The 12514-nt window shown below is 61.5% G+C and carries 12 protein-coding genes; 2 read left to right on the top strand and 10 right to left on the bottom strand.

Annotated elements, in window-relative coordinates; genetic code table 11:
• Positions 1-79: 79 nt before the first annotated feature.
• The 7 genes from AO268_RS22515 to gcl form a co-directional block, all read right to left on the bottom strand.
• Complete coding sequence (locus tag AO268_RS22515) at positions 80-904, bottom strand: ion transporter (protein ID WP_099169896.1); 825 nt, start codon at positions 902-904, stop codon at positions 80-82.
• A gap of 31 nt (positions 905-935) precedes the next feature.
• Positions 936-1811 (bottom strand): urea transporter, encoded by an 876-nt coding sequence (locus AO268_RS22510; RefSeq protein WP_099169895.1) that lies wholly within the window; start codon positions 1809-1811, stop codon positions 936-938.
• Positions 1812-1931: 120 nt separating this feature from the next.
• Positions 1932-3347, bottom strand: coding sequence for a pyruvate kinase (pyk, locus tag AO268_RS22505; RefSeq protein ID WP_099169894.1), 1416 nt, complete (start codon positions 3345-3347; stop codon positions 1932-1934).
• Positions 3337-4617 carry a glycerate kinase type-2 family protein gene (locus tag AO268_RS22500; RefSeq protein WP_099169893.1) on the bottom strand — a complete coding sequence of 427 codons (1281 nt, stop codon included), beginning with the start codon at positions 4615-4617 and terminating at the stop codon, positions 3337-3339. Before AO268_RS22500 ends, pyk begins: the two co-directional genes overlap by 11 nt.
• Positions 4618-4785: 168 nt before the next feature.
• Complete coding sequence (locus AO268_RS22495) at positions 4786-5676, bottom strand: 2-hydroxy-3-oxopropionate reductase (protein ID WP_076963931.1); 891 nt, start codon at positions 5674-5676, stop codon at positions 4786-4788.
• 150 nt (positions 5677-5826) lie between these two features.
• Entirely contained in the window at positions 5827-6609 is a 783-nt protein-coding gene (gene hyi / locus AO268_RS22490; protein WP_099169892.1) for a hydroxypyruvate isomerase, read from the bottom strand.
• 10 nt (positions 6610-6619) lie between these two features.
• Entirely contained in the window at positions 6620-8395 is a 1776-nt protein-coding gene (gcl, locus tag AO268_RS22485; protein WP_076963929.1) for a glyoxylate carboligase, read from the bottom strand.
• 268 nt (positions 8396-8663) lie between these two features.
• Between gcl and AO268_RS22480 the strand changes: the two genes are divergently transcribed.
• Positions 8664-9104: a GlcG/HbpS family heme-binding protein gene (locus tag AO268_RS22480; RefSeq protein ID WP_099169891.1), complete on the top strand. Its 441-nt coding sequence runs from the start codon at positions 8664-8666 to the stop codon at positions 9102-9104.
• Between the two features lie 131 nt (positions 9105-9235).
• On the opposite strand, the gene AO268_RS22475 is transcribed toward AO268_RS22480, so the two are convergent.
• Together AO268_RS22475 and AO268_RS22470 are read right to left on the bottom strand one after the other, a co-directional pair.
• Positions 9236-9694, bottom strand: a complete 459-nt coding sequence (locus AO268_RS22475; protein WP_099169890.1) for an REP-associated tyrosine transposase — start codon at positions 9692-9694, stop codon at positions 9236-9238.
• A gap of 370 nt (positions 9695-10064) precedes the next feature.
• Positions 10065-10670, bottom strand: a complete 606-nt coding sequence (locus AO268_RS22470) for a TetR/AcrR family transcriptional regulator (RefSeq protein WP_057438851.1) — start codon at positions 10668-10670, stop codon at positions 10065-10067.
• Between the two features lie 137 nt (positions 10671-10807).
• Here AO268_RS22470 and AO268_RS22465 point away from each other — a divergent pair, with 137 nt between their 5' ends.
• Positions 10808-11722: a DUF808 domain-containing protein gene (locus AO268_RS22465; protein WP_099169889.1), complete on the top strand. Its 915-nt coding sequence runs from the start codon at positions 10808-10810 to the stop codon at positions 11720-11722.
• Positions 11723-11731: 9 nt separating this feature from the next.
• Here the strand turns inward: AO268_RS22465 and AO268_RS22460 are convergent, their stop codons facing one another.
• Positions 11732-12202 carry a hypothetical protein gene (locus tag AO268_RS22460; protein ID WP_099169888.1) on the bottom strand — a complete coding sequence of 157 codons (471 nt, stop codon included), beginning with the start codon at positions 12200-12202 and terminating at the stop codon, positions 11732-11734.
• Positions 12203-12514 lie beyond the last annotated feature (312 nt).

Here is a 12514-nt window from a genome sequence, read left to right as displayed (position 1 = left end):
TGTTCGCAAAGGTAGTGGCTTATAGCCCACGACTATAGCCGGGGCGGCATAGACGCTTAAAGATTAAAAAGTACTTTGCTTATTCCACTTTTTTATAGAGCCCGTTACCGCAACGTGAGCAGAAGGCCGCGTTGGACTCGTGGCTGCTTTTCTTGCACACCGGGCAGTCGTGCTGCAACTGCTCGCCGCGCATGGCGTTGGCCAGTTCGGCGGTAAAAATCCCGGTGGGTACGGCAATGATCGAGTAGCCGGTGATCATCACCAGCGACGAGATCACCTGGCCCAGCGGGGTCTTGGGCACGATGTCGCCAAAGCCCACGGTGGTCAGGGTCACGATGGCCCAGTAGATGCCCTTGGGAATGCTGGTAAAGCCATGCTCCGGGCCCTCGATCACGTACATCAGGGTGCCGAACACCGTCACCAGGGTGCAGACGCTGAGCAGGAATACCACGATCTTCTGCTTGCTGCCGCGCAGCGCCGACATCAGGTAGTTGGCCTGCTTGAGGTACGGGCCGAGCTTGAGTACCCGGAAGATCCGCAACATGCGGATGATGCGGATAATCAGCAGGTACTGGGCATCACTGTAGTACAGGGCCAGGATGCCGGGGACGATGGCCAGCAAGTCCACCAGCCCGTAGAAACTGAAGGCGTAGCGCAGCGGTTTGGGCGAGCAATACAGGCGCAGGCCGTACTCGATGAGGAAGATCAGCGTGAAGCCCCATTCGATATAGGCCAGCACGTTGGCGTAGTTCTGGTGCACTTGGTCGATGCTGTCGAGCATCACGACCACCAGGCTGGCGAGGATGATCAGCAACAGGAGGCCGTCGAAGCGGCGCCCGGCTGCCGTGTCGCTCTGGAAGATCATCACATAGAGCCGCTGGCGCCAGTCGTTGTTGCTGTCCATGAAGTCCGCCTGAATCGAAGATCTGCGAAGCCTAGGGGGATTCAAGCGGGCTGTCCATATTGGCCCTGTGCCGCAGGCGCAGGGTGGCGCGCACCAGCCAGCAGGCCAGGATAAACGGCGCGGTCAGCGGCGCCAGGTGCAGGCTGGCGAAGCCCGGGGTGAGGAGGACTGCCAGGAGGATCCCGAGCAAGGGCAGCCAGGGTTGGCGCCGATAATGGCTCAGAGCCAGGGCGGCAAGCGCCGGGTTATAGCTGTGCAGGCCGAGCAGGGCGCCGGCGCGGTCGTCGAGCAGCAGGCCCAGGACCACGCCGCAACAGGCGCCGAGCATGGCCCACAGCGCTGCACGAGGGCTGGCCAACAGCAGGCTAAGGGCGATCAGCAGGCCGGCCAGCGGTTGGTCCAGCAGCACGACCTGCCCCAGGCCCGTCAGCGGCGCACTGAGCCAGTCCAGGGTGTGCGCTGTGCTGAGGGGCAACGTGGCAGGCGAGACGGTGCCGAGCAACAACCAGCCGATGCCGACGAAAGGTGCGGTGTAGGCGGGCAAGGCATCGTCATGGGCCATGCGCTTGACCCATTGGCGGGTCAGGATCGCACTCAGGCCGCCACACGCCAGGATCAGCGGCGGCAACAGCAGCGACCAGGCAAAGTGTTGGCTGATCAGCAACCCCAGCAAGACACCGTTGTAACTATAGAGCCCGGCCTGGCGCTCGGCCTTGGGATAGTCGCGGCGCTGGGCCGTGAGCAAGCCGGCGACCCCGCCCAGCAGCGCCCCGCCGAGCAGGGCCGGGGCGCAGATCAGGATCGCCAGCAGGCAGAGCAAACCACACAACGGGTGGCGTTGCAGGAAGATCTGGCTGAAGCCGTTGAGCAGGGCTTCGGCCCAGTCGGGGCAGGTTGGGTTGGGCATGGTGAGGGAGTCAGGGAGACCGAGTTGTCCTTAATCGCAGGCAAGCCAGCTCCCACATTTTGCTCTGCGAACAGGGTCAAATGTGGGAGTGGGCTTGCCGCGATAAGGCCCGAACAGACGCTAGATCAACGTCTCGATACGCAGCGAGTTGGTCGACCCCGGCTGCCCAAACGGCACCCCCGCCGTGATCAACAGCGTATCCCCACGCTGCGCCATGCCTTGGGCCTGGGCGATTTCCAGCGCTGTGGAACACACCTCGTCCACCTGGCGCAAGCGGTCATTGACCACCGAATGCACGCCCCAGGCCACGCTTAGGCGCCGGGCAGTGGACAGGTTGGGTGTGAGGTTGAGGATCGGCACCGCCGGCCGTTCCCGCGCCGCGCGCAGGCTGGAGCTGCCCGACTCGCTGTAGTTCACCAGCACCGCTACCGGCAGGATGCTGCTGATCCGGCGGATCGCGCAGCTGATGGCATCGGACACCGTGGCCTCGGCCTTGGGCCGGCTCACATCCAGTTGGCTCTGGTAGTCTGGGCCGTTTTCCACCTGGCGGATGATCTTGCTCATCATCTGCACGGCTTCCAGCGGGTATTCGCCGGAGGCGGTCTCGGCCGAGAGCATCACCGCATCGGCGCCCTCGGCCACGGCATTGGCCACATCCGTGACTTCGGCGCGGGTCGGGGCCGGCGAGAAGCGCATGGATTCAAGCATCTGCGTGGCCACCACTACCGGTTTGCCCAACTGGCGGCAGGTGCTGATGATGTCTTTCTGGATTTGCGGCACGCTTTCGGCCGGCACTTCCACGCCCAGATCGCCTCTGGCGACCATGATTGCATCGCTGAGCTCGGCGATTTCTTGCAGGTGGCGCACCGCCGAGGGTTTTTCGATCTTGGCCATCAAGAATGCCTTGTCGCCGATCAGCTCGCGGGCTTCGCGGATGTCTTCGGGGCGTTGCACAAATGACAGCGCCACCCAGTCCACGCCCAGTTCCAGGCCAAAGCTCAGGTCGCGGCGGTCCTTGGCGGTCAGTGGGCTGAGCTCCAACAAGGCTTGTGGGACATTCACCCCTTTGCGGTCGGACAGTTCGCCGCCATTTAGCACCGTGGTGTCGATCGCATCGGCGTGCTTGGTGATCACCCGCAGGCGCAGCTTGCCGTCGTCCAGCAGCAGGTCCATGCCGGGTTCCAGGGCCTTGATGATTTCCGGGTGGGGCAGGTTGACCCGCCGCTGATCGCCCGGGGTGGGGTCGAGGTCCAGGCGCAAGGCCTGGCCGCGCAGCAGTTGCACCTTGCCTTCGGCGAAGCGCCCGACCCGCAGCTTGGGCCCTTGCAGGTCCATCAGGATCCCCAGCGGGTAATTGAGCTGGCGTTCGACCTGGCGGATCCATTGGTAGCGTTGGGCATGGTCGGCGTGCTCGCCATGGCTGAAGTTCAGGCGGAAGATATTTACCCCGGCTTGCACCAGCTCACGGATGTCATCGATACCGTCGGTGGCCGGTCCCAGGGTAGCGAGGATTTTGACCTTCTTGTCAGGCGTCATGGGCAGCAGTCTCAAGTATCAAAATGGCACGAAAGTCATTGACGTTGGTACGGGTCGGCTCGGTGACGATCAGCGCGTCGAGTGCCGCGAAATAACCGTAGCCATTGTTGTTGTCCAGCTCATCGCTGGCCGACAGGCCCAGGGCCTCGGCGCGGGCGTAGCTGGTGGGGGTCATGATTGCCCCGGCGTTGTCTTCGGAACCGTCGATGCCGTCGGTGTCGCCGGCAAGGGCATACACGCCGGGCAGGCCCTTGAGGCTGTCGGTCAGGCTCAACAAAAACTCGGCGTTGCGTCCGCCCCGGCCATGGCCGCGTACGGTCACGGTAGTCTCGCCGCCGGAGAGGATCACGCAGGGCGCCGCCAGCGGCTGGCCGTGCTGCACGATCTGCCGCGCAATGCCGGCGTGGACCTTGGCCACGTCCCGCGCTTCGCCTTCCAGGTCGCCAAGGATCAGCGGGCTGAAACCGGCCTGGCGCACTTTCACCGCCACTGCTTCGAGGGATTGCTGGGGGCGTGCGATCAATTGGAAATGGCTGCGCGCAAGGCACGGGTCGCCGGGTTTGACGGTCTCCGACTCCGGGTTCTGCAACCAACTGCGCACCGAGCCCGGCACTTGGATCTGGTAACGCTTGAGAATCGCCAGGGCCTGTTGCGAGGTGCTCGGGTCGCCCACGGTTGGGCCGGAGGCAATCACCGTGGCCTGGTCGCCCGGCACATCGGAAATCGCATAGGTGTAGACCGTGGCCGGCCAGGCGGCCTTGGCCAGTCGCCCGCCCTTGATCGCCGAGAGGTGCTTGCGCACGCAATTCATCTCGCCGATGGTCGCGCCGGATTTGAGCAGGGCTTTGTTGATGGCTTGTTTGTCGGCCAGGCTGATACCCGCCGCCGGCAACGCCAACAGGGCCGAACCGCCGCCGGACAGGAGGAAGATCACGCGGTCGTCTTCGCCAAGGTTGCTGATCAGTTCCAGCACGCGCCTGGCCACGGCCTGGCCGGCGGCGTCCGGCACCGGGTGCGCGGCTTCGACCACTTCGATTTTCTGGCAGGGCGCGCCGTGGCCGTAGCGGGTGACCACCAGGCCCGAGACGTCGCCTTGCCAGCTGTTTTCCACGACCAGGGCCATGGCCGCCGCGGCTTTGCCGGCGCCGATCACGATCACCCGGCCGCTGCGGTCGGCGGGCAGATAAGGTTCGAGGACTTGCCGGGGGTGGGCAGCGTCGATGGCTGTGGCAAACAGCTCGCGAAGCAGGTGTTGCGGATCGACCGACATAAGCGGGCTCCCGGGTTCTTGTTATTGGAGTGGAGACTTGAAATGCCATCAACCTGTGGGAGCTGGCTTGCCTGCGATGGCGGTGTGTCAGGCGATTCATCTGTCACTGAAAGACTGCTATCGCAGGCAAGCCAGCTCCCACACGGTATTGCATTGAAAAAGGGGCGGTTACTTATCGCGAATCGAGAAATTCGCCATATGCTCCAGCCCCTTGATCAGGCCTGAATGGTCCCAGTTGCCACCACCCAGCGCGGTGCAGGTGCTGAACACTTGCTGGGTCCCGGCGGTGTTGGGCAGGTTGATCCCCAGTTCCTTGGCGCCGGCCAGGGCCAGGTTCAAGTCCTTCTGGTGCAGGTTGATGCGGAAACCCGGGTCGAAGGTGCCCTTGATCATCCGCTCGCCATGCACTTCGAGGATTTTCGACGAGGCAAAGCCACCCATCAGCGCTTCGCGGACCTTGGCCGGATCGGCGCCGTTTTTCGCGGCGAACAGCAGTGCCTCGGCCACCGCCTGGATGTTCAGGGCGACGATGATTTGGTTCGCCACCTTGGCGGTCTGGCCATCGCCATTGCCACCCACCAGGGTGATGTTCTTGCCCAGGCTCTGGAACAGCGCCAACGCGCGCTCGAAGGTCTGTGGCTGGCCGCCGACCATAATGCTCAGGGTTCCGGCCTTGGCGCCGACTTCACCACCCGATACCGGGGCGTCGAGGTACTGCGCGCCGGTGGCGTTGATCTTGGCGGCAAAGGCCTTGGTGGCGGTGGGCGAGATCGAACTCATGTCGATCACCACTTTGTTCGGCGACAGGCCGGCAGCCACACCGTCGGCGCGAAACAGTACGTCATCGACCTGGGGGGTGTCGGGCACCATGACGATAATGAACTCCGCTTCCTGGGCCACTTGCTGCGGGTTGGCCAGGGCCACGGCACCGGCGGCGACCAGCTCGGCGGGCGCCTTGCCATGGTGCTCGGAGAGGAACAGTTGGTGGCCTGCTTTCTGCAGGTTGGCGGCCATGGGTTGGCCCATGATGCCGGTGCCGATAAAGCCGATTTTAGCCATGATGAAGTCCTCTTTTTGTTAGTTGTGCAGGTCTGGCACTGCCCCCTGTGGGAGCTGGCTTGCCTGCGATGGCGTCACCTGGATATGCCTGATACACCGAGGTGTCTGCATCGCAGGCAAGCCAGCTCCCACAGGTTTGTGTGGTGTTGGTCAGATCGCGTTATGGCTCTTGAGCCAACTCAGGCCGGCCTCGGTCGTGGTCAACGGCTTGTACTCACAGCCGACCCACCCCTGATAGCCAATACGATCCAGATGCTCGAACAGGAACCGGTAGTTGATCTCACCGGTGCCCGGCTCGTTGCGCCCAGGGTTGTCCGCCAGCTGGATATGGTTGATCTGCTCCAGGTGCGTGGCCATGGTGCGCGCCAGGTCGCCTTCCATGATTTGCATGTGGTAGATGTCGTATTGCAGGAACAGGTTGGCGCTGCCCACCTGTTCGCGAATCGCCAGGGCCTGCGCCGTGTTGTTCAGGTAGAAGCCGGGAATGTCACGGGTGTTGATCGCTTCCATCACCAGCTTGATACCCACCGCTTGCAGCTTGTCGGCGGCGTACTTGAGGTTGGCGACGAAGGTTTTTTCCAGGGTGGCGTCATCCACGCCGGCCGGGCGAATCCCGGCCAGGCAGTTGACCTGGGTATTGCCCAGCACCTGGGCGTAGGCAATGGCCAGGTTGACCCCGGCGCGGAACTCCTCGACCCGGTCCGGGTGGCAGGCCAGGCCGCGCTCGCCGCTGGCCCAGTCACCGGCCGGCAGGTTGAACAGCACTTGGGTCAAGCCGTGGGCGTCGAGTTGCGCCTTGATTTCGGCGGAGCTGAACTCGTAGGGAAACAGGTATTCCACCCCACTGAAACCGGCATCGGCGGCGGCCTTGAAGCGGGCGAGAAAGTCCTGTTCGGTAAACAGCATGGACAGGTTGGCGGCAAAACGCGGCATGGGGTTCTCCTTAATCGAGCAATGAAATGGCAGTCGGTGCGTCGTTGCCCACCAGTGCCAGATCTTCAAATTCGTTGACGGCGTTGATCTCGGTGCCCATGGAAATATTGGTCACACGCTCCAGAATAATCTCGACAATCACCGGCACCTTGAATTCTTCGATCATTGCCTGGGCCTTACGCAGCGCCGGCTGGATCTGGCCCGGCTCGAACACCCGCAGGGCCTTGCACCCCAGGCCTTCGGCGACGGCGACGTGGTCGACGCCATAACCGTTGAGTTCCGGGGCGTTGAGGTTGTCGAAAGACAACTGCACACAGTAGTCCATATCAAACCCGCGCTGGGCCTGGCGGATCAGCCCCAGGTAGGAGTTGTTCACCACCACGTGGATATACGGCAGCTTGAACTGCGCGCCCACGGCCAGCTCTTCGATCATGAACTGGAAATCATAGTCGCCGGACAGCGCCACCACCTTGCGGCTCGGGTCGGCCTTGACCACGCCCAGCGCCGCGGGGATGGTCCAGCCCAACGGGCCGGCCTGGCCGCAGTTGATCCAGTGGCGTGGCTTGTAGACGTGCAGGAACTGCGCGCCGGCAATCTGCGACAGGCCGATGGTGCTGACGTAGCAGGTGTCTTTGCCGAACACCTGGTTCATCTCTTCGTACACCCGTTGCGGCTTGACCGGGACGTTGTCGAAGTGAGTCTTGCGGTGCAGGGTGGCTTTGCGCTGCTGGCAATCATGCAGCCAGGCGCTGCGGTCCTTGAGCTTGCCGGCGGCTTTCCACTCGCGGGCCACTTCGATAAACATCGTCAGCGCCGCGCCGGCGTCGGACACGATGCCCAGGTCCGGGGTAAACACACGGCCGATTTGCGTCGGCTCAATGTCAACGTGAATGAACGTGCGACCCTCGGTGTACACCTCCACCGAACCGGTATGGCGGTTGGCCCAACGGTTGCCGATGCCCAGCACCACGTCCGACTTGAGCATCGTAGCGTTGCCGTAACGGTGCGAGGTTTGCAGGCCGACCATGCCCACCATCAGCGGGTGATCGTCGGGGATGGTGCCCCAGCCCATCAGGGTCGGAATCACCGGGATCCCGGTCAGTTCGGCGAATTCCACCAGCAGTTCGCTGGCGTCGGCATTGATCACGCCACCACCGCTGACCAGCAACGGGCGCTCGGCCTGATCGAGCATGGCCAGGGCTTTTTCGACCTGGATGCGCGTGGCCAGGGGCTTGGCCAAGGGCAGTGGCTGGTAGGCGTCGATGTCGAACTCGATCTCGGCCATCTGCACGTCGAATGGCAAGTCGATCAGCACCGGGCCGGGGCGGCCGGAGCGCATTTCATAGAAGGCTTTTTGGAATGCATACGGCACCTGGCCAGGTTCCAGCACGGTGGTTGCCCATTTGGTCACCGGCTTGACGATGCTGGTGATGTCCACGGCCTGGAAGTCTTCCTTGTGCATCCGGGCGCGGGGTGCTTGCCCGGTGATGCACAGGATCGGGATCGAGTCGGCCGAGGCGCTGTACAACCCGGTGACCATATCGGTGCCCGCCGGGCCCGAAGTGCCGATGCACACGCCGATATTGCCGGCCTTGGTGCGGGTATACCCCTCGGCCATGTGCGAAGCGCCTTCCACGTGGCGAGCGAGGACGTGATCGATGCCACCGACCTTTTGCAGGGCCGAATACAACGGGTTGATCGCGGCGCCCGGGATACCGAAGGCGGTGTCTACACCCTCACGGCGCATCACCAGAACGGCGGCTTCGATTGCTCTCATTTTGCTCATGGTTTTGGTGCCTCTTGCGTTTTGTAATTGTATACAAGTGGTGTTGCTTCAAAGTGTATTCACGGCGAGCTGCGCAGGTCAATCCATTTTCTTCTTACGCCTGTGCATTCGTCGGAAGGCTTTTTAGCAGGAATATTTCGACGTATGGTGCAAATATTAAGAAATATTGTATACAAAAAATAAATCTATTGTGTTCTATTTGTTGCATCCGGCTTCTGCTCAAGCAGAGCCCCAAGGCTTTCTCAATAACAAGATAAGGACGGCACCCATGAGCGCTCTCACCTTGAAAGTCGCAGTCAACCTGGTCAGCCAGGCCATCACCGCAGGCCGCACCATTGCCGCTGCACCGCTGACTATCGCGGTGCTCGACAGCGGCGGGCACCTGATCACCCTGCAACGGGAAGACGGCGCCAGCCTGCTGCGCCCGCAAATTGCCATCGGCAAGGCCTGGGGCGCGATAGCCCTGGGCAAGGGCTCGCGCTTGCTGGCGCTGGATGCCCAGCAACGCCCGGCATTTATTGCCGCGCTCAACAGCCTGGGGCAGGGCGGCGTGGTACCGGCGCCGGGTGGGGTGCTGATTCGGGATCCGGCGGGGTTGGTGCTGGGGGCGATCGGGATCAGTGGGGATACGTCGGATATTGATGAGCAGTGCGCGATTACGGCGATTGAGGGGGTGGGGTTGTCGGCGGATGCGGGGGTGTCTGCTTGAGGTGGTAGTAGCTGGATGATGGCCATCGCAGGCAAGCCACACACTGGATGTGCGCCGGGCAAAAATTGTCCGAACCCTGCTAATCCCTGTGGGAGCTGGCTTGCCTGCGATGCTGGCGACTCGGTATGTGCTCATAACCAGATCGCATCCCATAGCGGATAGTCGCCGCACGTCTTTACCAGTCCGGCCCTCAGGGGATTGGCAACGATATATCGAGCGATACTTTCGAGGCTTTCTTCCCGACGCACAGCATGATCATGAAAGCCGGGTTGCCATAGGCGTCCCTGTCGGCCAGCCACTGCATTGACCACCCGGGTGCTTTTGGATTTTACCTGGCGCATCAAATCGGCCAGAGAGCCTTTATCCAGTGAAATTAGCCAATGGAAGTGATCAGGCATGACTACCCAGGCCAGGGAAGTCACTAGCCCTTGGCTTTGAGCGATTCTAAATTGCTGAACCACCAATCGGCCTAATCTGAAATCTTCAAATATCGGAGTGCGATCCAGTGTATTGGTGGTGAGGTGATAGATTCGATTGGGTTCGTTGTAGCGCCCGATGCGCAGGCGGTTTGATGCAGGTAGGTCAGGCATTCCATTGCCTCTCTCCAGAAAGTGTTCTGAGAGGCTAGATTCGGGAAGCCGAGTTGGGTGAGCAGGCTTTTGGCAGGATGTGTCTGAGCGATTGCTATCGCGGGCAAGCCCTAATGCCAGTCAGTTAAGCCTTTTTGTAGGAGCGAGCTTGCTCGCGAAGAACTTGAGAGCGCCGCGTTTACCTAGCAAACACGCGTTATCGTTGACGTCCTTCGCGAGCAAGCTCGCTCCTACAGAAAGCAGAATCCGCTTAACTGACTGGCATTAGGGCAAGCCCGCTCCCACAGTGGTTTTGCGGTGTTTATACAATCTGTGTCAGGTACGGGATCTGTGGGAGCTGGCTTGCCTGCGATAGCCACACCACGGTCCATCAGTCCGGCTCACACCCCTTGAGCACCAACCGAATAATCGTTTGCGCCGCCGCTTCATAGTCGGCCTCATCCAGCTTGGCCTTGCCGGTCACGGCCGAGATCTGCCAGTCGAAGTCGGCGTAGGTCTGGGTCGCCGCCCAGATGCTGAACATCAGGTGGTTGGGATCGATGGCGGCGATCAGGCCGCGATCGACCCAGCTCTGGATGCAATCAATGTTGTGCTTGGCCTGGGCGTTGAGCTGCTGTACCTGCTCGGGGCTCAGGTGCGGCGCGCCGTGCATGATTTCGCTGGCGAATACTTTGGAGGCAAAGGGCAGGTCGCGGGAGATGCTGATTTTCGAGCGGATATAGCTGCTCAGTACCTGCTTGGGGTCGCCGTCCGGGTTGAAGGGGGTGGAGGCGGCCAGGATCGGCTCGATGATGCTTTCGAGCACCTCGCGGTAGAGGTTGTCCTTGGACTTGAAGTAGTAATAGACGTTGGGCTTGGGCAGCCCGGCCTTGGCGGCGATGTCGCTGGTTTTGGTCGCGGCGAAGCCCTTGTCGGCAAACTCCTCGCTGGCAGCCCGCAGGATCAGTTCTTTATTGCGCTCGCGAATGGTGCTCATAGACCAGATGATTCCTTGCCAGGACAGGCGGTTGCGCATGGTAGCACCGGCGATCCGCGCGTCTCAAGAATCTGCCCGCGACGCTTTGTACCACGCTATGCTGCGAAAAATCTCACATCACTAAGGACATCCGGCTTATGGCAGGAAGCAGCTTGTTGGTACTGATCGATGACATCGCCGCCGTTCTCGACGATGTAGCCCTGATGACAAAAATGGCCGCCAAGAAAACCGCCGGAGTGTTGGGTGACGATCTTGCGCTGAATGCGCAGCAAGTCTCCGGTGTGCGCGCCGAGCGGGAAATCCCGGTGGTATGGGCCGTGGCCAAGGGCTCGTTTATCAACAAACTGATCCTGGTGCCCGCGGCGCTGCTGATCAGCGCCTTTGCGCCATGGGCCGTCACGCCGTTGTTGATGCTGGGGGGCGCCTACCTGTGTTTCGAGGGCTTTGAAAAGCTCGCCCATAAATTCCTGCACAGCCAGGCCGAAGCTCAGGCCGAGCATGCTCAGTTGGTCAAGGCCGTGGCCGATCCGGCAACGGACCTGGTGGCCTTTGAAAAAGGCAAGATCAAGGGCGCGATCCGCACTGACTTTATCCTCTCGGCTGAAATCATCGCCATCACCCTGGGCACCGTGGCCGATGCGCCGTTGATGCAGCAAGTGATCGTGCTGTCGGGCATCGCCCTGGTCATGACCATTGGCGTGTACGGCCTGGTGGCTGGCATCGTCAAGCTCGACGACCTGGGGCTGTGGATGGCGCAAAAGCCCGGCCAGTGGGTACGGGATATTGGCAACGGGCTACTGCGCGCCGCGCCGTACATGATGAAAAGCCTGTCGGTGATCGGCACGGCGGCGATGTTTATGGTCGGTGGCGGCATCCTGACCCACGGCGTGCCTGCGGTGTCGCGCTGGATTGAAAGCGTGAGCCAGAGCATCGGTGGTATCAGTTGGTTGATGCCGACCTTGCTCAATGCCATCGCAGGGATCATCGCCGGGGCGGTGGTGCTGGCGTTGGTGTCGGTGGCGAGCAAGGTCTGGCACGCTTTGAGGGGCTAGAGGCTGAAATTATCGCAGTGCGCTGTAGCCTTTTTCGCTGAATGCCTTGAACAACTGTGCTTCCGAGCCGCCTGAAACACTGCCAAATGAACCGAAGCCCTGTATGTGCTGATCGTTTTGCTGGGTTGGGCCCTGACGCTTCAGGTTTTCGCGGCTATCAATATAGGTTGCCACTTGCGCCAGGTTGTAGGCGGCATCGGCGCGTGAATCGAAATTGTGGTTGGCTGCCCCCCAATCGCCGGTATGTTGCTTGAGCTGATTGATGAAGTTGCTTGCGAAAGGACCGTCTTGTTTGAGGATGTCCTTGAGGATCGGCGTGTCCTTGAAGATTTGTTCGGCGCTGCGATGATCGCCGGCAGGCCGGGTAGATTTTTCCGGGGGTGCACTCAGGCCGGGTTTCGTTGAGGCCTGGGCTTCTGCCGTTGCGGAGCCGGAGGGGATTTGCGCTGTGATGGGGGGCTGGGAAACCGATATCGTCATGCTGGCGTTCCACTGGAGAGTTTGAGGGGGGGGCAACGGGAAGTCAGCCTGTTGTGTGTCAGGCTGACTTGCGGGTGTGCCTGGGTTTTAAGTGGTAAGCATGTGCGAAAGGGTTCCGGGTGGGGGCTATTGAGATGGTGAGTCGTGGTGTCAGTGGGCTGCTGAGTTGATGTCGGCACTTTTTATCTGGGGCGTAGAACGTGGTAGCCATTCTTTAGGGAAACTCTGAAAAAGACTTTCTGATTTGGCAAAATACCGCGACCCCACCCACCGAGTTTCCCGATGAAGCAGATGACCTTCGCCGACGCCGAG

It is taken from the genome of Pseudomonas sp. ICMP 8385 (assembly GCF_002699915.1).
Taxonomy (GTDB): domain Bacteria; phylum Pseudomonadota; class Gammaproteobacteria; order Pseudomonadales; family Pseudomonadaceae; genus Aquipseudomonas; species Aquipseudomonas gessardii.
The sequence above is the reverse complement of the archived record's forward strand: the minus strand, read 5'-3'. Positions and strand labels throughout refer to the sequence as shown.